The organism is Ralstonia psammae (assembly GCF_958405935.1).
Classification (GTDB): Bacteria; Pseudomonadota; Gammaproteobacteria; order Burkholderiales; family Burkholderiaceae; genus Ralstonia; species Ralstonia psammae.
The window spans coordinates 71308-91327 of record NZ_CATZBU010000007.1; the positions used below are offsets into that span (position 1 = coordinate 71308).

Annotated in this window: 20 protein-coding genes and 1 tRNA gene; 9 read left to right on the forward strand and 12 right to left on the reverse strand. The window is 64.3% G+C overall.

Annotated features, from left to right (window positions below; genetic code table 11):
- The gene (locus R2N16_RS15595) at positions 1–1110 is read right to left on the reverse strand and encodes an ABC transporter permease (protein WP_316666650.1); all 1110 of its coding nucleotides are present in this window, start codon (positions 1108–1110) and stop codon (positions 1–3) included.
- The gene (locus R2N16_RS15600; RefSeq protein WP_316666777.1) at positions 1103–2617 is read right to left on the reverse strand and encodes an ABC transporter ATP-binding protein; all 1515 of its coding nucleotides are present in this window, start codon (positions 2615–2617) and stop codon (positions 1103–1105) included. The genes R2N16_RS15595 and R2N16_RS15600 overlap by 8 nt, the downstream gene beginning before the upstream one ends.
- A gap of 487 nt (positions 2618–3104) precedes the next feature.
- On the opposite strand from R2N16_RS15600, the gene R2N16_RS15605 reads away from it, so the two are divergent.
- From R2N16_RS15605 to pcp, 8 genes are all read left to right on the forward strand, one after another.
- A complete protein-coding gene (locus tag R2N16_RS15605) occupies positions 3105–4319 on the forward strand; it encodes a multidrug effflux MFS transporter (RefSeq protein WP_316666651.1) in 1215 nt (404 codons plus the stop codon).
- Between the two features lie 279 nt (positions 4320–4598).
- Complete coding sequence (pxpB, locus tag R2N16_RS15610) at positions 4599–5246, forward strand: 5-oxoprolinase subunit PxpB (RefSeq protein WP_316666652.1); 648 nt, start codon at positions 4599–4601, stop codon at positions 5244–5246.
- Positions 5243–6292, forward strand: a complete 1050-nt coding sequence (locus R2N16_RS15615; RefSeq protein WP_316666653.1) for a 5-oxoprolinase subunit C family protein — start codon at positions 5243–5245, stop codon at positions 6290–6292. The genes pxpB and R2N16_RS15615 overlap by 4 nt, the downstream gene beginning before the upstream one ends.
- A gap of 19 nt (positions 6293–6311) precedes the next feature.
- Complete coding sequence (gene pxpA / locus R2N16_RS15620) at positions 6312–7055, forward strand: 5-oxoprolinase subunit PxpA (protein WP_316666654.1); 744 nt, start codon at positions 6312–6314, stop codon at positions 7053–7055.
- Positions 7056–7236: 181 nt separating this feature from the next.
- Positions 7237–7962, forward strand: coding sequence for a DUF969 domain-containing protein (locus R2N16_RS15625; protein ID WP_260771741.1), 726 nt, complete (start codon positions 7237–7239; stop codon positions 7960–7962).
- Positions 7963–7965: 3 nt separating this feature from the next.
- On the forward strand, positions 7966–8922 hold the full coding sequence (locus R2N16_RS15630) for a DUF979 domain-containing protein (RefSeq protein ID WP_316666655.1): 957 nt from the start codon (positions 7966–7968) through the stop codon (positions 8920–8922).
- Between the two features lie 138 nt (positions 8923–9060).
- Entirely contained in the window at positions 9061–10086 is a 1026-nt protein-coding gene (locus R2N16_RS15635; RefSeq protein WP_316666656.1) for a TRAP transporter substrate-binding protein, read from the forward strand.
- A gap of 78 nt (positions 10087–10164) precedes the next feature.
- Positions 10165–10812: a pyroglutamyl-peptidase I gene (gene pcp, locus R2N16_RS15640; protein ID WP_316666657.1), complete on the forward strand. Its 648-nt coding sequence runs from the start codon at positions 10165–10167 to the stop codon at positions 10810–10812.
- 29 nt (positions 10813–10841) lie between these two features.
- On the opposite strand, the gene R2N16_RS15645 is transcribed toward pcp, so the two are convergent.
- From R2N16_RS15645 to R2N16_RS15660, 4 genes are all read right to left on the reverse strand, one after another.
- Positions 10842–11588 (reverse strand): ribonuclease E, encoded by a 747-nt coding sequence (locus tag R2N16_RS15645; RefSeq protein ID WP_316666658.1) that lies wholly within the window; start codon positions 11586–11588, stop codon positions 10842–10844.
- A gap of 184 nt (positions 11589–11772) precedes the next feature.
- Positions 11773–12405 carry a DUF2968 domain-containing protein gene (locus R2N16_RS15650; protein ID WP_316666659.1) on the reverse strand — a complete coding sequence of 211 codons (633 nt, stop codon included), beginning with the start codon at positions 12403–12405 and terminating at the stop codon, positions 11773–11775.
- Between the two features lie 35 nt (positions 12406–12440).
- Entirely contained in the window at positions 12441–12848 is a 408-nt protein-coding gene (locus R2N16_RS15655) for a hypothetical protein (RefSeq protein WP_316666660.1), read from the reverse strand.
- Between the two features lie 362 nt (positions 12849–13210).
- The gene (locus tag R2N16_RS15660; RefSeq protein WP_316666661.1) at positions 13211–13795 is read right to left on the reverse strand and encodes a PAS domain S-box protein; all 585 of its coding nucleotides are present in this window, start codon (positions 13793–13795) and stop codon (positions 13211–13213) included.
- Between the two features lie 702 nt (positions 13796–14497).
- Between R2N16_RS15660 and R2N16_RS15665 the strand changes: the two genes are divergently transcribed.
- On the forward strand, positions 14498–14947 hold the full coding sequence (locus R2N16_RS15665) for a hypothetical protein (RefSeq protein WP_316666662.1): 450 nt from the start codon (positions 14498–14500) through the stop codon (positions 14945–14947).
- A gap of 119 nt (positions 14948–15066) precedes the next feature.
- Here the strand turns inward: R2N16_RS15665 and R2N16_RS15670 are convergent.
- The 6 genes from R2N16_RS15670 to R2N16_RS15695 form a co-directional block, all read right to left on the reverse strand.
- A tRNA-Ser gene (locus R2N16_RS15670) sits at positions 15067–15156 on the reverse strand.
- Between the two features lie 85 nt (positions 15157–15241).
- On the reverse strand, positions 15242–16510 hold the full coding sequence (hemW, locus tag R2N16_RS15675) for a radical SAM family heme chaperone HemW (RefSeq protein ID WP_316666663.1): 1269 nt from the start codon (positions 16508–16510) through the stop codon (positions 15242–15244).
- A gap of 7 nt (positions 16511–16517) precedes the next feature.
- On the reverse strand, positions 16518–17123 hold the full coding sequence (gene rdgB, locus R2N16_RS15680; protein ID WP_316666664.1) for an RdgB/HAM1 family non-canonical purine NTP pyrophosphatase: 606 nt from the start codon (positions 17121–17123) through the stop codon (positions 16518–16520).
- An 11-nt stretch (positions 17124–17134) separates the two neighbouring features.
- A complete protein-coding gene (rph, locus tag R2N16_RS15685; RefSeq protein WP_316666665.1) occupies positions 17135–17851 on the reverse strand; it encodes a ribonuclease PH in 717 nt (238 codons plus the stop codon).
- Between the two features lie 94 nt (positions 17852–17945).
- On the reverse strand, positions 17946–18860 hold the full coding sequence (locus R2N16_RS15690) for a PP2C family protein-serine/threonine phosphatase (RefSeq protein ID WP_027680973.1): 915 nt from the start codon (positions 18858–18860) through the stop codon (positions 17946–17948).
- Positions 18861–18966: 106 nt separating this feature from the next.
- Positions 18967–19992, reverse strand: coding sequence for a serine/threonine protein kinase (locus tag R2N16_RS15695; protein WP_316666666.1), 1026 nt, complete (start codon positions 19990–19992; stop codon positions 18967–18969).
- Positions 19993–20020 lie beyond the last annotated feature (28 nt).

A 20020-nucleotide genomic window follows, 5' to 3' on the forward strand; every position in this document is an offset into this window, starting at 1 on the left:
TCAGTGGTGCGCGCGCCAGCGCAGGCGGTAGTCGATGAGCGTGTCACAGGCCAGCAGGAAGAACAGCAGCATGCCCTGGAACACTCCGGTAATGGCCGACGGCAGCCCCAGGCGCGATTGCGCAAGTTCTCCGCCGATATAGAACAGCGACATCACGATCGCGCCCAGCACGGTGCCCACCGGATTCAGGCGCCCGACGAACGCCACCACGATGGCGGCAAAGCCGTAGCCAGGCGAAATGGACGGCAGCAGTTGCCCGATCGGGCCCGCGACCTCAAAGGCGCCGGCAATGCCCGCCAGGCCGCCGGACACCAGCAACGCCGTCCACAGCGCCGCACGCGACGAGAAGCCCGCATAGCGTGCCGCCTGTGGCGCGAGGCCGCCGACCTGCAGGCGATAGCCCGCAAAGCTGCGGAAGACGAACAGTGTCATTGCCGCCGTCATCACCAGCATGAACAGAAAGCCGACATGCAGACGCGTGCCTGCCACGAGCGTTGGCAGCACGAATGCACTGTCGAACACGATCGACTGCGGGAAGTTCATGCCATTCGGGTCCTTCAACGGCCCGTTGACGACGTACAGCAGCAGCAACTGCGCGATGTACGTGAGCATGAGCGAGACGAGGATCTCGTTGGCATGAAAGCGATCGCGCAGCAGCGCAGTGATTGCGGCCCACAGCGCGCCGCCGATCAGGCCGGCGACGACGGCCAGCACCAACGCAAAGCCGCCGGGGATGGCGGGCGTCGGCGTGTCGAAGTAAATGATCGTGGCCGCCGCAAAGATGCCGCCCACGATGAGCTGCCCCTCTGCGCCGATATTCCACACGTTGGCGCGGTAGCACACTGACAAGCCCAGCGCGCACAGCACCAGCGGCACGGTCTTGAGCAGCACTTCACCCATCGCGCGTTTGCTGACCAGCGGCTCGACAAGGAACACGCGCAGGCCCGCTACCGGGTCCTTGCCCAGCAGCGCAAACAGCAGCAGGCCGAACACCATCGTCAGCACCAGCGCGATCAACGGCGAGGCGTAGGCCATGGTGCGCGACGGAATCGCGCGCAGCTCCAGCGAGATCGGCAGCGCCAGGCGGCTGCCATGCATGACGTCAGCCATGGGCCACCTCCGAGGTTGCCGCCGCCGAAGCGGGGGCTTTGTCCCACATGCCGCTCATCCAGAGGCCGATCTGTTCGCGGTCGGTGGCATGTGTGGGGGTGGACGGGGAGAGGCGCCCGTTTGCGATCACGTGCAGGCGATCGCACAGCGCGAAGAGTTCGTCGAGTTCTTCCGACACGATCAGGATGGCGCAGCCCCCGGCCTTGAGCGCGAGGATTTCGTTGTGGATCTGCGCCGCCGCGCCCACGTCCACGCCCCAGGTGGGTTGCGCGACGATGAGCACGCGCGGCGCGCATTCGATTTCGCGGCCGACGATGAATTTCTGCAGGTTGCCGCCCGACAGGCTTTTGGCCAGCGCATCCGGGCCGCCGGCCTTCACGCCAAATCGGCTGATGATGCCGGTGGCCAGCTTGGCGGCCGCTTTCTTGTCGATCAGCCCGCCACGCACCTGCGGCGCACGCTGGTGCGTCAACAGCGTGTTGGCGGCCAGCGACAGCGATGGCACGGCGCCGCGCCCCAGGCGCTCTTCCGGCACGAACGACAGCCCGCGCTTGCGGCGCGCACGCGGGTCCAGCTTGGCGACCGGCTCGTTGCCGATGCTGATGGTCTGCGCCGGGGCGCGGGTGTCTTCGCCGGACAGGGCCGCCAGCAGTTCCTGCTGCCCGTTGCCTGACACGCCCGCAATGCCGACGATCTCGCCGCTGCGCAATTGCAGGGCGATGTCGCGCAGCTCCGTCGCAAAGGCGTGTGCCTTGGGCAGCGACAGGCCGGCCACTTCCATGCGCACCTCGCCCGGCGTGGTCTGCGGGCGCAATTCACGCGGAGGCTCGCCGCCAATCATCATGCGCGAGAGCGACGCGGCCGTTTCCTGGCGCGGGTCGCACACGCCCGTAACCTTGCCCATGCGCATCACCGTGGCGGTGTGGCACAGCGCCTGGATCTCGTCGAGCTTATGGCTGATGTAGAGAATGCTGGTGCCTTCTGCTGCCAACTTGCGCAGCGTGACGAAGAGCTTCTCGACGGCTTGCGGCGTCAACACCGAGGTCGGCTCGTCAAGAATCAGCAGGCGCGGCTTGGTGAGCAGCGCGCGCACGATTTCCACGCGCTGGCGCTCGCCCACGGAAAGCGTATGCACATGGCGATGCGGCTCCAGCGGCAGGCCGTACTTTTCGCCGGTGGTGCGCACCTGTTCGGCAACGTCGCCCAGGTCAGTGCCAGCGGGTAGGCCGAGCAGGATGTTCTCGGCTACCGTGAGCGTGTCGAACAGCGAGAAGTGCTGGAACACCATGGCGATGCCCAGTGCGCGCGCCTGGTGCGGATTGGCAATCTCGACGCGCTGGCCGTCGAGCAGCATCTCGCCGGCGTCGGGCTGCACGGCGCCAAAGATGATCTTCATCAGCGTCGACTTGCCGGCGCCGTTTTCGCCCAGCACGGCATGGATCTCGCCCGGCGCGACGGTCAGGCTCACGCCGTCGTTGGCGACCACGCTCGGGTAGCGCTTGGTCATGCCTGTCAGAGACAGGCGCGGTGGGAGTTGTGTCACAACAGGTTGGCTCGTGGTTTCCGTGCCGCTCACCGTGCGGGTACGCAGCGGAGGCGGTCTCATTTTGGGTGTTGACGACACTTCACAGCAGGCAGTGCCGACGCAGATTCGCGCCGACGCATCGCAGCAATCATCACGGTGGGGTGATGCTTGCCATCAACCGGGAATTATATCGTTCGGCACCGCGCCAAACGGCGATTTCGGCCGGCTTGCGACTGTCTCATACGAGGGGTGTCAGAGTGCAAATCCCGTGCCGGCCTGATCGTGGCCTATTGCGGGGGCCAGCTTGTCATGCCGACGTATGCAGGTGGCACGCACAGCCCTTGGGTGGGGCGCGCAGGCCGTCTTGCACCTGACCAGTGCGCGCGCGTGGCTCGCCGCTTTGCGCTACAGTTCTCGGTTTGCTTCGGCGCGGGGGCTTACGTCTGCCGCCGCGTCCCGTTCTCCCTTCATGACTGCTCCCGCTCCTGCACGATCCCGCATGCCCGGCCCGATTCCCGGCTGGCTCCTGCTGCTTGGCGCACTCACGGCCATCGGCCCGCTGTCTGTCGACATGTATCTGCCGAGCCTGCCCACTATTGCGCGCGATCTGAATACATCATCGGCCGCGGCAGGGCTCACGCTGACCGTGTTCCTGATCAGCCTGGCGATCGGCCAGCTCATCTACGGCCCGGCCAGCGATCGGTTTGGCCGCAAGCCGCCGCTCTATATCGGCTTGGCGATGTACGTGGCGGCATCCATCGGTTGCGCTTTCGCCAAGGACGCCGCGATGCTGGCCGTACTGCGCGGCGTGCAGGGGTTTGGCGGGTGCGCGGGCATGGTTATCGCACGCGCTGCCGTGCGTGATCGCATGGACCCGGCCGGCGCTGCGCAGGCCTATTCCACGCTGATGCTGGTGATGGGTGTGGCGCCCATCCTCGCACCGATGATTGGCGGCGCGGTGCTGCAGTTCGCAACGTGGCGGGTCATCTTTGCCTTGTTGACGGCGTTTGGCGTGTTGTCGCTGGTGGCGGTGCACTACCTGATGCGCGAGTCGTTGGCGCCCGAGCAGGCGCGCAAGCTGGCAGTCAGCCACGTGCTGCGCGACTACTGGGAGCTGCTGCGCGATCGCCACTACGCCGCCTATATGTGGTGCGGCGCGGTGTTTCTGTCTGGCATGTTTGCGTACATCACCGTGTCGTCGTTCGTGCTGATCGATGGTTATGGACTGACGCCGTCGCATTACGCGTGGGTGTTCGGCAGCAACGCGGCGGGGATGATTGCGGCCTCGCGCGTGAACGTGCGGCTGGTGCGCAAGTATTCGCCGGCGCGCGTGCTGCGGCGGGCGCTGTGGGTGCCGGCCATCACCAGCGTGCTGGCTGCTGCGGCTGCCGCGGCCGGTTTTACGCCGCTGCCGCTCGTGCTTGCAGCGCTGTTCTGTTACATCGCATCGATCGGCTGCATCTCGCCCAACACCGGGGCGCTGGCAATGGCCGGGCAGGGAGCGCGTGCGGGTACGGGCTCGGCGCTCATGGGCGCCATGCAATTCGGCCTCGGTATGGTGACCGGTACGGTGGTCGCCGCCATCGGCCAGACCGCGCTGCCGCTGCTGGGCATGATGGCCGTGTGCGCCGTCGCTGCGCTCGTCCTGGGCCTGCGCATCACGCGCGAAGAACCCAGCGCCTGATCCGCGCGCTCCCCAGCCTTCATCGACGCCTCTTGTTCTAGAGGCGTCTTCATCCTTTCATATGACTTTGGCATAACATGCCTGTCACGCTGATCGTGTCCGCCACCTATGATGAGTGCAGCCGGACCGCGTTCAGCCGCGGCCTGATCCTAGGGTGACTAAGGGTTACTTCTTATACAGAATTTATCGACATTTTATTAACGTATCGCTTTCGTTTTCAATCGCGCATCGTTTTGCCGGGATCTTCCCGCCAACGGCGCACACGAGACGGGGGTTAAGTTGCAGTGCACGATTCACCGGCTGGGCGAACTGGCGCTGTTGTGCGAAGTGCCGCCACCGGCCACCCTGAATTGCCAGCAGCGCATCTGGGCCATGGCCTCGCGCGCGTCCAATTGGGCGGGCGTGGTCGATGTGGTGCCCGGCATGAACAACCTCACGCTCGTGTTCGGCCCGATGGCCGATGCGCAGCGATTGGCCACCCAACTGCGCGAAGCCTGGGAGGAAAGCCAGGCGCTGGTGGCCGACGGCAAGCTCGTCGACATCGAAGTCGCCTATGGCGGTGACGAAGGCCCCGACCTGTGCGAAGTCGCCAAACACACCGGCCTGAGCACGGCCGAAGTGGTGCGCCGTCACACCGCGCCCGAATACATCGTCTATTTCCTGGGCTTCCAGCCTGGCTTCGCCTATATGGGCGGGCTCGACAAGTCGCTCGCCACGCCGCGCCGCGCGGAGCCGCGCATGGCGGTGCCAGCCGGCTCAGTGGGCATCGGCGGCGAGCAGACCGGTATCTACCCCGCCGCATCCCCAGGTGGCTGGCAACTGCTTGGCCGCACTGACGCGGCGCTCTTCATGCCGCAGCGCAATCCCCCCACGCTGTTGGCGCCCGGAGATCGCATCCGCTTTGTTGCCTCGAAGGTGCGCGCATGAATCCGAAACCCCAACCCATGATCGAGATCGTGCGTGCCGGCGTGCTGGCGTCTGTGCAAGACCTGGGCCGCACGGGCTACCGCCGCTTTGGCGTGTGTACGTCGGGTGCACTGGATCCGCTGTCGCTGTATGTGGGCAACCGCCTGGTCGGCAACCGTAGCGATGCGGCCGGTATTGAGTTCACGCTCGGTAATGCCACGCTGCGCTTCCAGGCCAACGGCTTGATCGCGCTGACGGGCGCTGATTGCCGCGCCACGCTCGACGGCGCGCCGGTGCATGCGTGGCGCGCCATTCCGGTGCAGCGCGGTCAGACGCTGACCTTGCGGGTGGCGCAGGGCGGTGTGCGTGCGTATCTCTGCGTGGCCGGCGGCGTCGATGTGCCGGAGATGATGGGCTCGCGCAGCACCGATCTGAAAGCCGGCTTTGGCGGCTTCGAAGGGCGCCCGCTGAAGGACGGCGACAGGCTGTCGGTGCTGGCTGCCGATACAACCTACGCACCCGATATCAGCGGCGGTGCCGTTGCCGTGAAGGCCGCGCGCTGGACGTTCGACCGTGCGCAGAAGGACACGCCCGTCATGCGCGTGCTGCCGGGTCCCGAATACGACGATTTCGTGGCCGATGCGCAAGCCGCGTTCTGGGAATCGGACTGGACGCTCACGCCCAACAGCAACCGCATGGGCTTTCGCCTGCAGGGGCCGGAACTCAAGCGCAAGAAGCAGCGCAGTGGCGATCTGCTTTCGCACGGCGTGGTGCCGGGCGTGATTCAGGTGCCCCCGTCGGGCCAGCCCATTGTGCTGATGGCCGATGCGCAAACCACCGGCGGCTACCCGAAGATCGGCTCGGTCATCCTGGCCGACCAATGGCGCCTGGCGCAGATTCCGCTCGGCACACGCGTGCGCTTCGAGCGTGTGACGCTGGAAGAGGCCGAAGCCGCCCGTGCCGACGTGGCACGGTATCTGCAGCAAATCGAAACTGCGCTGGACTGGCAGCGCCAGGGAATTCTGTCGAGCGCGCACCGCACGGCCAAGACGCGACTGAACGCCTGATGCATCGGAAGACAACACCATGACTGCAATTGATCTGAACGCCGACCTCGGCGAAGGCTGCGATACCGACGAGGCGCTCCTTGCGCTAGTGAGTTCCGCCAACATCGCCTGCGGATGGCATGCGGGCGACGTCAACACGATGCGCCAGACCACCGCGTGGGCGCTGCGCCAGGGCGTGTCGATCGGCGCGCATCCGAGCTTTCCCGATCGCGAAAACTTCGGCCGCACTGAAATGCACTTGCCGCCGGAAGAAATCTACTCGGGCGTGTTGTTCCAGATCGGCGGGCTGTCCGCCATCGTGCGTGCGCAGGGCGGCAAGCTGGCCCACGTGAAGGCGCACGGCGCGCTGTACAACCAGGCCTCGCGTGACCGGCCGCTGGCCGTGGCCATCGTGCGTGCCATCCGCGATTTCGATCCGTCGCTCGTGGTGTTTGGCCTCGCCGGTGGCGAGCTGGTCAAGGCCGCGCGCGAGCTTGGGCTGCAGGCCAAGGAAGAGGTGTTTGCCGATCGCGGATATAACGCCGACGGCTCGCTCGTCAAACGCGGCACGCCGGGTGCCCTGATCGACAGCGAAGATGCCGCGCTGGACCAGACGCTGACGATGGTGCGCGAACAGCGCGTGAAGGCCATCGACGGCACGTGGGTTCCGATCCGCGCGGAAACGGTTTGTCTGCACGGCGATGGCGCGCATGCGCTGGCGTTCGCGCGACGCATTCGGGAACGGCTTGGCAGCGAAGGGATCGCTGTTCGCGCCGGCGCCTGAGCCACGATGGCCCCGTCCTTCCAACGGGGCCTTTTTTGAACCTGTTCAGGCTCCGTAGCGAGCGGTCCGAGGTTGGCCAGAGAGGCGCAGCCGTACACGGGTACGGCGAGCATCGCAAGGCCAAGCTTGGACCGGGCAGCGGGGGCATGCGCGGGTTCGTCACTTGGGGGGGAAGCACCACATGGGTACGGCAGTGAATCTATGGCCGCTGATCGGGGTGGTCGTCATCATCGCGGGGTTCATCCTGCGATTCAATCCGATGCTGGTGGTGGCTGTGGCCGCCATCGCCACCGGCTTTGCGGCATCGATGTCCATCGACCAAATCCTGACGGCGATCGGGACGGGCATCATCAAGACGCGGACGTTGCCGCTGATCATCCTGTTGCCGCTCGCGGTGGTGGGCTTGCTTGAGCGCCACGGCCTGCGTGAACACGCGCAGAACTGGATTTCGCGCATTCAATCGGCCACGGTCGGCCGCCTGCTGATCGTCTACCTCGCCGTGCGCGAGCTGACGGCGGCGGCGGGCCTGACGAGCCTGGGCGGCCATCCGCAGATGGTGCGTCCGCTGCTGGCTCCGATGGCCGAAGGCGCTGCTGAGAATCGTTTCGGCAAGCTGCCTGCTCCGGTGCGTGAACGCCTGCTGGCGTTCTGCGCCGCGACAGACAACGTCGGCCTGTTCTTCGGCGAAGACATCTTCGTGGCCTTCGGCGCCATCGCGCTGATGCACACGTTCCTGCTCGGCTCGGGCATCGACGTGGAACCGCTGCACATCGCTGTGTGGGGCATCCCGACTGCGGTTTGCGCGTTCCTGATCCACTCGGTGCGCCTCAAGCGCCTGGACGGCTGGCTTGCCCGTGAGATGGGTGCCGCCGGTAACACCAACGCGGCAGCAGCCAAGCAGGGGTAAGCCATGATTCTGTCGATCAATTATCTGTACTGGCTGGCCGGGATCATCCTGACGATCACCGCGCTGATGACCTTTGCCGACAAGGACCACCCGCGTCGCTGGACCACGGGCCTGTTCTGGGCGATCTTCGCTGTCATCTTCCTCGTTGGCGACAAGATCCCGCCGATTGTGGTGGGGGTGGGCGCCGTGGTGATGGCACTGCTGGCCGGCACGGGCGGCGTGACGCTGGGCAAGCACGGCGAACTGCCGGCAGAAGAGCGCCGCGCATCCGCCAAGCGCCTGGGCAACCGCCTGTTTATTCCGGCGCTGACCATTCCGCTGGTCACCGTCATCGGCAGCGTGTTCCTGAAGGACATCAGGATCGGCGGCGACCTGCTGCTGGACCCGAAGAACCAGACCTTCGTCTCGCTGGGCCTGGGCTGCATCATCTCGCTCGCGCTGGCGTGCTGGTTGACGCGCGACACGCCGGTGCAAGCCATGCGTGAATCGCGTCGGCTGACGGAGTCGCTCGGCTGGGCGCTGGTGCTGCCGCAGATGCTGGCCATGCTCGGTCTCGTCTTCGCCGATGCCGGTGTGGGCAAGGCTGTGGCGCACCTGACCACCGCCTACATCAACATGGACTATCGCCTCGTCGCGGTCGTCGTCTACTGCGTGGGCATGGCGCTGTTCACCGTCATCATGGGCAACGGCTTTGCGGCCTTCCCGGTCATGACGGGCGGGGTGGGGGTGCCGATCCTGGTGGGCGTGTTCCATGCCAACCCTGCGGTGATGGCGGCCATCGGCATGTTCTCGGGCTACTGCGGCACGCTGATGACCCCGATGGCGGCGAACTTCAATATCGTGCCGGCGGCGCTTCTGGAGCTTTCCGATAAGAACGCTGTGATCAAAGCGCAAGTCCCCACCGCGCTACTGTTGCTTGCAACCAATATCGTGCTCCTGTACTTCCTGATGCTGCATTAATCGTGTTTAATGCGTCGCGTGCGGTGCGCGTCACGCGGGCGGTTCTTAGCCGGCGGACGCCACCCAGCGCGATCGCTGCCCGGGAGACAAGGGCACGCGGTCGTAGACCTCGCATCGTGCTCTTCTCCGGGGGGATTCATGAGCAGCCAGATGACGAGCGGCCGTTCCATGTCGGGGCGCCGCTTTTTTTGTGTTCTCGCAGCCAGTGCGCTGTCGCTGATTTCCGCCGCGCAAGCCAGCGCGGAAACGCTCCGAGTGGCCACGCCGTACCCGGCCCTCAATTTCCATACGCAAAACCTGCAGGCCTTCGCCAGCGCCGTCAGCAGCGCCACCAACGGCGGGCTCAAGCTTGATGTCTATCCGAACGGCACGCTGCTCAAGCCGGTCGCCATCTTTGACGGCGTCAAGGACGGCAAGGCCGAAGCGGGCGAAGTGATGCTCTCGACGCTGGCCCAGCGCGATCCGCTCTTCGGCGTGGATTCGATTCCCTTCGTGGTGTCGGGCTACAGCGATGCGCGCCTGCTTTGGGATGCCTCCCGCAGCCACATCGAAGCGCTGATGAAGGCCAACGGATTGCGCCTGCTGTACGCCGTGCCCTGGCCGCCGCAGAACCTGTATTCCGAAACACCGATCGCCCGTTTGTCCGACCTGAAAGGCCATCGTTTGCGCACCTATAACGCGGCGCAAAAGCGCATTGCGGAGCTGTACGGTGCGCAGGCCGTACAGGTGGAAGCCGCTGACCTGACCGCCGCGATTGCCGGCGGACGTATCGACACCATGGTCACCTCGCCGTCCACCGGTCTGGAGACGAAGGCTGGCCAGCGCATGACCTACTACTACAAAGTCAACGCGTGGATCCCGAAGAACGCCGTGTTCATCAACGAGGCGCGCTTTGCCAAGCTCCCGCCCGCGATGCAGCAGACCGTGCTCAAGCTCGCCAAGGATTACGAGACGCGCGGTTGGGACTCGAGCCGCCAGACCTATGAGCGCGATGAGGCCGAACTCGCTAAGACCGGCGTGCGCGTGCTCAACCCCGACGTGACCCTGCAGGGCGACATGCGCCGCCTGGGCGAACGTCTGACGCGCGAATGGCTGCACACTGCTGGCACGGAAGAAGTCGACATCCTGTTGAACTTTGAGAACAAGCGCAGCAAGGCAAATTGACGCCGCAATGCGCTTGGGCATGATGTTCGACGGACGTTTATCATCGTTTTAGTCTGACGCAGCAAGCAGGAGAACATCATGCCTACCATCCTCGTCACCGGTTTCGATCGGTTCGAGAACGAACCCCTCAATCCGTCGTGGGAAGCCGTGCGCACCCTCGATGGCCAGGGAATCGCCGGTGCCGAGATCGTCGCGCGCCAGTTGCCGACCATCTTCGGCGAATCCAACAAAGTGCTCGGCAAGTTGCTGCAGACGCTGCAGCCGGACGTGGTGATCGCCGTGGGGCAGGCTGGGGGCCGCGCCGAGATGGCCATTGAGCGCATCGCCATCAATATCGATGACGCGCGCATTGCTGACAACGCCGGTAAGCAGCCCATCGATATCGCCATCGCGAGTGACGGGCCGGCCGCGTACTTTTCAACGTTGCCGATCAAGGCCATCGTGCGCGAACTGCGTGCGGGCGGCATTCCTGCGGCGGTCTCGCAGACGGCAGGCACCTTCGTCTGCAACCACGTCTTCTATGGGCTGATGCATGCCATCGCCCGCCACAAGCTGCCCACGCGCGGCGGCTTCATCCACATCCCGTATCTGCCGTCGCAGGCAGCTAAACACCCGGGGCAACCGAGCATGGCGCTCGACACCATCGTCACCGGCCTGCGCATCGCCATCGAAACTACGCTGCGCACCCTGCATGACGTGCGCGAAACGGGCGGGCAGTTGCACTGAGCCAGCGCGGCGGGCACCGTGCGCGCTGGTCAATCCGTCAGGCGCGCATGCCGTTGCAGTTCGATGCGTACCGGCGTGCCCGGTGCTGCATAGTCTGAGGCGATCGGCGCGATGTAGGCCGTTGCGAGTTTGGTTTCGATGTCCGCAGATGCATCGTCGTGCAGTGTGGGCGCGCGTTCCAACTCGGGAGGCGTCCGCGCGGGCTCGACGGCCCGGACAAGCGCTCGCGGCCGCATCGGTTTCACCGGCAATCGCGTCATAGCCGGCGATGCAGCAGCGATGACCGGCGCCGGCACTTCCGTTTCGTCAAACGCCATGTCGGGCGCCCGCGCAACCGCCGTTGCGGCTGCGGTCATGGCTGCGGATTTTGCGGATTCTGCGGATTCTGCGGCTTCGTGGGTTTCCACTGACGCGGCTGGCGCGGCCGGAACGTCATCGCGTGGAACGGGTAGGGCGGTCGGCTGGGCGATGACGGCCACAGGGGGCTGATCAAACTCTACGGCCGGCTGCCGATGCTGCCCAGTCTGCCAGCCAAGCAGCGCGGCGGCCAATGTGCAGGCCGTGCCTATCGACAGCGCGGTCACGGGGTGGCGCCATTGCCCTCGGGGCGCGGTACCGGCCTCACCGCATGTTTTGGCGGCAGGATCGGCGGACGCGCTGGCCTGTGCGGCGGTGCTTCGCTGTGCACCGTCGTCCGGTGGCCCGTAGGGCGGCGGCATACGCACCAGACCCGGTAGGCTCAGGTGTCCGTCGATGATGAAGTTAGGGGATTCCACGTCCGTCTCCGCTGTTGGCCGCAGCGGATGTCCTAGCCGGCTGCGCAAGCAGGCACCATGCTAAGCAGTAGATGGACGGTGGTCGATCAGATTGCTCTTAAGTCGATGCAGGCAGCATCGAAAGCCAAGCGGTCGCTGGCCCGCCGCTTCTGCGCCAGGCCAGGAAGGTGACTGTCGAAGAACTTTACGGTGCCGGCGACCAGTGCGGATCGTTGAGCTGTTTCTCCAGCAGACGGATCTGCTGCTGCAGCGATTCGACCTGGGTCTGATACGCGCGGCGCTCGATGTCCAGCGCCTTCGTTTCCTGGCGCATGGTCTGCTGCTCGGTCAGCATCTTCTGGCGCTGCGCCTGCATGATGCGCACTTCCTGACTGAGCGATGCGGCGCGCTGCTCGGCCGCCTGGGCTTCGCGTTCCAGTTGCGCCTTCTGGCCGGCCGTGACGGCGCGGCGCAGGTCATCTTCGGCCCACGTACGGGTCTGGCTGGCCAGCGTTTCGTATGCGCCTTCGGCCGGAGCGACCGACGCAAACTTGTACACACGCCACAGTTCTTTGCGATACGACAGGGCGACGTAGGCGGTGGTGTCTTCGTTGACCAGCAGCAGGCTGGTGCCGTAATCGCCGTTGTAGGTGGTGCGCAGTTCAGCCAGGCGCTTCTGCGCGAGCAACTGCTGCAGTTCAGCGACGGTGCCGCCCGATGCAGCCGTGGACACCGTCGGCGCTTGTGGCGCGCTGGGTTGCGCGTGGACGAGGCCGGCGCCTGCAACCGAGGCTGCAGCAGCGAACGTGAGGACGGTTCGGCGGAGTACGAGAGACATCGCAAAGTTCAGAAATCGGAGCCGACGCGACTATATCAGCTTTGTGCTCCAGGCCCCGCGCCAAGCGGTCCGATTTGACGTTCCGCCGCTTTTAAATCGTGGTGGCGTCGCGCCTCGGTGACGATGCATTGCCACTCGTTGTGCGAGACGCGTTCGCGGAACATCTCGATCAGGAAGTCGCCCAGGTTCTGACGCGGCTTTGCCATGCCTAGCGCAGCTTTCAAGCGTCTCAATTCGTTCTGCAGGCGCGTAACCCGTGCCCGCGCCTTGGCCTGTTGCAGCGAACCGGCAGGGAGTGTTCTTACTGATGCTTCGGCCGCTGCCAGCGCTCGTAGAAGATGGGCGCGTTGCTGCCGAAGCGATTCAATCCCGTGCGGGAGCCGGCAACTGGTTTCTGGGGAGGGGGATTGTGATTGCTCGGGACGAGCGAGGCCATGACGCATGTCGATGCCTCCTACGACGGGCTGATATACCCGCTCCCCGACGCCAATCGGGGTGGCCGGGCACAAGGTAGAGTTGGCGTACCGGCGTCGTAGGCAACCGGCGAGCGCGAGCGCTCCACCACCAAGGCCCGACCATGGGAGGCACTTGATGTACGGGCGCAAAAAAAACCGCCAGCCGGCGGTTGCCCGCCTACAACATTCTCGGACGCCAATCCGAGTCACGTTGTGTGCGTGACGGGCGGGAGTGTAGCGCAGGGGTCGCGTGCTATTTGTGCCTGGTCGTGAAGCTGAGATGCCGTGATACCGATCGGATGGCGCGTCAGCGCTCTCTCAACAAGGCACGTCGATGGACAGGGCGGGTGTCAGCGATTCTGCATCTCTTTGAGCCACAGGCTCATCAGGCCAGCGCGGCCACGCACACCGAACTTGCGATAGACGTTCGTGATGTAGGAGTGCGTGGTTGAAATAGCAAGGCCAAGCTGTTCCGCAATCTGCTTTTCTGCGGCCTCAGTCAACAACAGTTGCAATACCCTGGATTCGTGAGGCGCCAGACGCGCTTGCAGTTGCGCCAAGGGGCTGCGCTCTGCCAGCGTCCTCGCTGCAGTGACGTTACGCGCCACGCCAATGCGCAGTCGATGCTCTACGTTCCACTGTGCCGACCATGACAGATGGACATCAGTGCCAAGTTGGTGCCGATAGCGGTTCTCGAATCCCGTGCGCTTTGCACCTGCCTGAACGCGACCCGCTTCCCGTTGCGTTCTGTCGCGGTCGTCCGGCGCTACGAGTTCAAGCATGCATTGGCCGACCAGTTCGAGTGGCCGATAACCAAGGATGTCTTCCCACGCTGCATTGGCGTGACGGATCCGCCCACGCTCGTCGACCAGAAAGACACCATCCGGAAGACTATTGGCCAAAGCGATCGCGCTCACATCATTGAGGACTTCCATGGTCTGCCGCGTTTGGTTGCAATACAAAAGAACCGATGGCAAGGCGCTGATGTGCATTACCGAGCTGGGTCGCAATCCCAGACCGCGACAAACGGTTGCACACGGCTGTGATCTTGACAACGCTGCCAGCACTCGCCGCGCCCGAGGAATTGTTGATCCGAGCCCGCTGCACCAAAAAGCAGCCGGCATGAACGGCGTCTGCTGGAAGGTTCATACCCTCTAATTAGCAGGGTGCCAGCCAGAATAGCGTCTGCTATCGTTCCCGACAATATGGTGCGTCGGCATCATGCCTAATAAGAATGTTCAGCGCCCGCATGGTCCCAAGGGATCGATGCAGGGCGGGCAACGGGGAAAACAGCAAGTCGTCCGGCCGTCGTAGGCCAAACCCGACGCGTTGACACGGGGGTGAGCGGATTCTCCCCCAGTCTTTTCGAGTCGGCGTTCCGGCGACATTGCTTCGGCGTTGATGCGCAAGCACTCACCAATAAGATCCTTGGTGAGGGAACAACATAAGAACGAGCCGCACTTTTTTTTGAAGAACGGGGAGTGTCTTCATGCGCTCGACCGACCCCAAGCCCGGGGGGGCTTGGGGCAGCGCTTGCGTCCTTGGCTTTGGTAGCGACGCGCAGCAGAGGCGGTCAGGTTATTCCATTCGAGAAAAGAATAATCAATAAGCCGGTTTTGATTTAGCGCCCAAATATTATGGATTTGATTGGCAAGGTAAGGCTGTACCAGGATCGCGGACGTTATTTTGCGGTGTTGGTCGCGCCGGACACGATGTGCTCCAGCACAGGGCGAAACGCAGCTGAAGCTCTGGCAAATTTAGGACGGTCATTGGCTGAGGGTTCTCAGCCTCAAACAGTTGAGTTCTCGATAGAGCCGAAAGAGCGCAAGAGAAGAAGTCCCGTAGGAGGGCACACGCCCAATCCTCGTGAATTTCCCCGCGCCATACCTCTCGTAAAACGCCTTCTTAACGAGCGTTTCGGCAAAGCCACCTTGCGCGAACTCTCAGACAAGCTGGGCTTGGAGGGCGTCACCCCGCAATTGCTGTCTTCTTCCATCGCGGGCGCCGGAGCGAGGCGTGTTCGTCTGGCCATTGCCAAGGCCCTCGAAGAAGATCCCGATGCGCTTTGGCCAATGGCGCGTCACTAGCAAAGAATGCGTTGTTGAAGAGCCGGAACCGGCAAAAAGGGAAATACCCAGAGAGCGGCGTTGTTATTCGACGCTGCGGGGGAGTGCTGGAAAAATCTGGAACGCCTTGGAACAAGGGCTGGCGGAAGCGGTGAGATTCGAACTCACGGATGGGTCACCCCATCGGCAGTTTTCAAGACTGCTGCCTTAAACCACTCGGCCACGCTTCCTTTGTGCTGCTGCGCTGCTGCGCTGCTCGTTGCGAGCAAGGGCGCCATTGTAACGGTACCTGGCGCAACTTGGCACCGGGTACCGTCAGTTTTCGTTGTCCGCCAAGAACAATTCCTGCAAATCGTTAAGGAATCGCTGGCCCAGCTCGGTCGGGCGGATGGCGACATGGTCGCGCGTCAGCAAGCCGCGCTGCTCGGCGGCGTCGAGTTCGCGCTCGATCGAACGCAGCGGCAGCCCCGTGCGTTCCTGGAACAGCGTGACCGGAAAACCCTCGGTCAGGCGCAGCGCATTGAGCATGAACTCGAACGGCAGGTCGGCGGCGTCGACTTCGCGCTGCTCCTGCATGACCGCCGCACCGCCGGCTGTCTCGGCATGGCGCAGATACGTGTCCGGATGCTTGTGCCGCATCTCGCGGATGACCCGGTGCGGAAAGCTCAGCTTGCCGTGCGCGCCCGGGCCGATGCCGAGGTAATCGCCGAATTGCCAGTAGTTCAGGTTGTGCTTGCAGCGCTTGCCCGCCTTGGCGTAGGCCGACACCTCGTAGTGCTCGTAGCCCGCCGCCGCAAGCCGCGCGTGAATCCAGTCCTGCATCGCAAACGCCGCGTCGTCATCCGGCAGCGCGGGGGGGTACTTGGCGAAGTACGTGTTCGGTTCCAGCGTCAGGTGGTACAGCGAGACGTGGTTCGTATCGAACGACAGTGCCGCTTCCACGTCGGCCTCGCACTCGGCGAGCGTCTGGCCGGGCAGCGCGAACATCAGGTCCAGGTTGATGTTGTCGAAATGCGCGCGGGCGATGTCGATGGCGGCGCGTGCTTCAGCGGCGCTGTGGATGCGGCCCAGCGCCTGCAGATGCGCGTCGTTGAAGCTCTGGATGCCGATCGACAGGCGGTTCACGCCGCTGGCGCGGTAGCTGCGGAAGCGTTCGGCCTCGAAGGTGCCCGGGTTGGCTTCCATGGTGATCTCGGCATCGGCGTCGACCGGCAACAGCATACGGATGTCCGACAGCAACCGGTCCAGCCCTTGCGCCGACAACAGGCTGGGCGTGCCGCCACCGATGAAGATCGTGTGCACATGCCGGCCCCACACCATCGGCAGCGCGGCTTCCAGGTCTTGCCGCACGGCAGCGAGAAAACGCTCTTCCGGGATGCCCTGTTCCGGCTCCGCATGCGAGTTGAAATCGCAGTACGGACACTTGCGTACGCACCACGGCACGTGCACGTACAAGGACAGCGGCGGCGAAGCCGGCAGGCTGATCTTGCCCGGCTGCAGGAAAACGGAGGTGACTTTGTCACCCGTCTCAGCGGCGGTCGCGGAAGGCGCCTTGGCTGCGCCGGCGAGGTGAATCGGGATCATCGGAACTTCAGGCGTTTTCAAAGGTGCGCAGCCGTTCGACGAGCTGCGCGAGGGCTTGTGCACGATGGCTCACGCTGTTCTTCTCGGCCTTGGTCAGCTCGGCGGCGGTCTTGCCGAGGGCGGGCAGCAGGAAGTGCGGGTCGTAGCCGAAGCCGCCATCGCCGCGCGGAGTGTCGATCACCTCGCCAAACCAGTTGCCTTCGGCAATGATCGGCTGCGGATCGTCCGTATGGCGCACGTAGACGAGCACGCAAACATAGTGTGCGCCGCGATCGGCCTTGCCCGCCAGTTCGCGGACGAGGCGGGCGTTGTTGGCGGCGTCCGATTTCGGCTCACCCACTAGTTGCGCATAGCGCGCGGAATACACGCCGGGCGCGCCGCCCAACGCATGTACGCAGATACCGGAGTCGTCTGCCAGCGCAGGCAGGCCGGACGCACGGCTCGCGTGGCGCGCCTTGGTGAGCGCGTTTTCAACGAACGTCGCATAGGGCTCTTCCGCCTCGGGAATGCCGAGCGCGCCTTGCGGCGTCACGTCGAACCCCAGGGTGCCCAGCAGCGCGTTGAACTCGGCCAGCTTGCCGGCGTTGTTTGATGCGAGAACGATCTTGCGCATGGCCGTGTCGATCACAGGCCCAGCGCCTGCTTTTGCAGGCCGATCAGCGTGCGGATGCCCTGGTCGGCCAAGCCAAGCAGCGCATCCATTTCAGCGCGCGAGAACGGTGTGCCTTCCGCCGTGCCTTGCACTTCCACGAAGCCGCCGCTGCCGGTCATGACGACGTTCATGTCGGTGTCGCAGGCGGAGTCTTCGGGGTAGTCCAGATCGAGCACCGGTACGCCGTCGACCACGCCTACCGATACGGCGGCCACGAAATCGCGGATCGGGTTGCCGACCAACTGGCCCTTTTCACGCATGCTGGAGACAGCGTCATATGCTGCGACGAACGCGCCGGTAATGCTGGCCGTGCGCGTGCCGCCGTCGGCTTGCAGCACGTCGCAGTCGAGATGCAGCGTGTGCTCGCCCAGCGCGCGCAGATCGAACACCGAGCGCATCGCACGGCCGATCAGCCGCTGGATTTCCTGCGTGCGGCCGGTCTGCTTGCCGCGCGCGGCCTCGCGGTCGGATCGCGTGTGCGTCGAGCGCGGCAGCATGCCGTATTCGGCCGTCACCCAGCCCTCGCCGCTGCCTTTCTTGTGCGGCGGCACCTTGGGTAGCACGCTGGCCGTGCAGAGCACTTGCGTGTCGCCGAAGCACACCAGCACCGAGCCTTCGGCGTGGCGCGTGAAGTTGCGGGTGAGGGTGACAGGGCGGAGTTGGTCGGGCTGGCGGCCGCTGGGTCGCATGTGGGGTCTCGCTGAAGAAAACGGATAGCCCGACATGATACCGGCCCGCGCTGCGCTCGGCAGGGCGGGCCGGAGGAGGACTGCGCGACGGTGCTTAGCGCGTCAGATTGCTGGTCTTGTCAATGGCGGCGCGGATTTCAGCGATGGAACGCTCGATTTCCTCTTCCGACATCAGCCCCGATTCGCTCTGCGGCGCGTCCAGGATAGACGTGGTGAAGGCGTTCAGCGGTAGGGTGTCGGTCTGCACCGAGTCCTGCGTGGTGGTCACGGCGTCCAGCTCCCACATCATGGAGATGGCGGTGGTGTTGTCGGCGGTGTCGCCGGCATTGCGCAGCGCGCGGGCAATCAGTTCAGGAATCGCCTGCGTGACCGAGAAGCTTGTGCAGGTGTCGATCAGTTCGTCTTCCTGCACGCTGCCCCACAGGCCGTCGGAGCACAGCATGGCGACATCGCCCGGCTCCAGGTTGACTGGCCCGCCGATATCGATCAGCGGCAGATTGGGCGAGCCCAGGCAGTTGTAGATCTTGTTGCGCTCGGGGTGGTGCGCCACCTGCATCGGCAGCACGCGGTCTTGTTGCAGCAGGTTCTCGATCTTGGAGTGATCGCGCGTGCGCGTCACCAGTTCGCCCTTGCGCATGAGATACATGCGCGAATCGCCGGCGTGCGCCCAGTGCAGCGAGCCACGCTGGGCCAGCGCGCAGACGATGGTGGTGCGCGGCGCATCCGGCAGCCCGTTCGTCTCGGCATAGCGGTGGATGTCGCGGTGCGCGAGCATGATGCTCTCGTGCAGGAAATCACGCGGATTGCGGATCGACGGACGCGCGTGGCGCTGGAACTGGCGCGCCATGGTTTGCAGCGCCTGCTGGGCTGCAACTTCGCCCAGGGAATGACCGCCCAGGCCGTCGCACAGCACCATCAGCATGGCGTCGCGCGTGAAGCAGTAGCCCATGCGGTCCTGGTTGACGCGTCGAGCGCCTTTTTTGCTTTCTTGATAAACCGAGAATCGCATTGCGGCTAGATGAGTATTCGGTGAGGGGATGCGGTGCAGCGGCAAGTCCTGCCTAGTGTTGCACCGTTTTGGAATCATACTCCGCCTATCAGCGGCAACCTGGCTGTCAACTGTCCCGGCGGCGCAACAGGCGGCTCATGAAACGCGTCGTCAACGCCTCTTTTTCTTCTGGCACCGGGCCACCCTGGGTGACGGCGGTCAGCGCTTGCAACTCGGTCAGCGCGTTGCTTTCTTCACGCAGCACCTTTTGCAGGCGGAATACGCTCTGCGGGCGCTCTTCCGGCTTCATCTTCAGGCACCAGCCAACCAGATCGATCAGGCTGGCTGTATAGACCTTGCGCAGGCGCTCCAGGCCTTCTTCCAGCTTGTCGTCTTTCTCGCGCTGCGTGGCTTCCTGCGGCGGCGTGCCGGCCATGCAGGCATAGATGGTGGCGCCGATGCTGTAGATGTCCGTCCACGGGCCCAGCTCGTTGTGCTTGCGGTACAGCTCCGGCGCGGCGAAGCCCGGCGTGTACATCGGCTGGAAGCGCGAGGCCTCAGCGGTCAACGTCTGCCGCGCAGCGCCAAAGTCGAGCAGGATCGGCGAATAGTCTTCGCGCAGGTAGATGTTGCCCGGCTTGATGTCCAGGTGCAGCAGCTTGTGGATGTGGACTTCGCGCAACCCGCTCATCAGGTCATGGAAGACCTGGCGGATGAAGCGCTCGCGCAGCATCTTCAGCTTGCCTTGCTGACGCGCGGTGAGGATGTGCTCCTGCAACGTCTTACCCTGCTCATACGTCATCACCATGTAGACGGTGCCGTTTTCCCGGAAGAAATTGAGCACGCGCACGATGGCAGGGTGGGAAATCTTGGCCAGCGACCGGCCTTCTTCAAAGAAGTATTTGAGCCCGAGGCGGAATGCACTCCCGCTTTCTTCGGGCACGACAGGAATCAATTCGCCCGGCGCACGACGGGCCAGCGAAGACGGCAGATATTCCTTCACGGCCACCGGCGTCCCATGTTCGTCGGTAGCAAGATAGACGAAGCTGAACCCCCCGCTGGCCAACTTCTTTACAATACGATAATTGGACAGCAAGGTGCCGACCGGCAACGGGGCACTGCGCGGCTGTCCTGAGCCTTTTGACTCTGTCATGGGTTTGTGTGGCGAAATGGCTGTCGGA

What these genes read in the sequence shown, in the direction of transcription:
- R2N16_RS15655 (WP_316666660.1), bottom strand. Translation starts at nt 12,848, where the DNA reads ATGCGTCATGGCCTCGCTCGTCCCGAGCAATCACAATCCCCCTCCCCA.
- R2N16_RS15605 (WP_316666651.1), top strand. Translation starts at nt 3,105, where the DNA reads ATGACTGCTCCCGCTCCTGCACGATCCCGCATGCCCGGCCCGATTCCC.
- R2N16_RS15690 (WP_027680973.1), bottom strand. Translation starts at nt 18,860, where the DNA reads ATGCGATTCTCGGTTTATCAAGAAAGCAAAAAAGGCGCTCGACGCGTC.
- rph (WP_316666665.1), bottom strand. Translation starts at nt 17,851, where the DNA reads ATGCGACCCAGCGGCCGCCAGCCCGACCAACTCCGCCCTGTCACCCTC.
- hemW (WP_316666663.1), bottom strand. Translation starts at nt 16,510, where the DNA reads ATGATCCCGATTCACCTCGCCGGCGCAGCCAAGGCGCCTTCCGCGACC.
- R2N16_RS15615 (WP_316666653.1), top strand. Translation starts at nt 5,243, where the DNA reads ATGAATCCGAAACCCCAACCCATGATCGAGATCGTGCGTGCCGGCGTG.
- R2N16_RS15660 (WP_316666661.1), bottom strand. Translation starts at nt 13,795, where the DNA reads ATGGAAGTCCTCAATGATGTGAGCGCGATCGCTTTGGCCAATAGTCTT.
- R2N16_RS15665 (WP_316666662.1), top strand. Translation starts at nt 14,498, where the DNA reads ATGGATTTGATTGGCAAGGTAAGGCTGTACCAGGATCGCGGACGTTAT.
- R2N16_RS15695 (WP_316666666.1), bottom strand. Translation starts at nt 19,992, where the DNA reads ATGACAGAGTCAAAAGGCTCAGGACAGCCGCGCAGTGCCCCGTTGCCG.
- R2N16_RS15630 (WP_316666655.1), top strand. Translation starts at nt 7,966, where the DNA reads ATGATTCTGTCGATCAATTATCTGTACTGGCTGGCCGGGATCATCCTG.
- R2N16_RS15635 (WP_316666656.1), top strand. Translation starts at nt 9,061, where the DNA reads ATGAGCAGCCAGATGACGAGCGGCCGTTCCATGTCGGGGCGCCGCTTT.
- R2N16_RS15595 (WP_316666650.1), bottom strand. Translation starts at nt 1,110, where the DNA reads ATGGCTGACGTCATGCATGGCAGCCGCCTGGCGCTGCCGATCTCGCTG.
- R2N16_RS15650 (WP_316666659.1), bottom strand. Translation starts at nt 12,405, where the DNA reads ATGTCTCTCGTACTCCGCCGAACCGTCCTCACGTTCGCTGCTGCAGCC.
- R2N16_RS15600 (WP_316666777.1), bottom strand. Translation starts at nt 2,617, where the DNA reads ATGACCAAGCGCTACCCGAGCGTGGTCGCCAACGACGGCGTGAGCCTG.
- R2N16_RS15625 (WP_260771741.1), top strand. Translation starts at nt 7,237, where the DNA reads ATGGGTACGGCAGTGAATCTATGGCCGCTGATCGGGGTGGTCGTCATC.
- pxpA (WP_316666654.1), top strand. Translation starts at nt 6,312, where the DNA reads ATGACTGCAATTGATCTGAACGCCGACCTCGGCGAAGGCTGCGATACC.
- pcp (WP_316666657.1), top strand. Translation starts at nt 10,165, where the DNA reads ATGCCTACCATCCTCGTCACCGGTTTCGATCGGTTCGAGAACGAACCC.
- rdgB (WP_316666664.1), bottom strand. Translation starts at nt 17,123, where the DNA reads ATGCGCAAGATCGTTCTCGCATCAAACAACGCCGGCAAGCTGGCCGAG.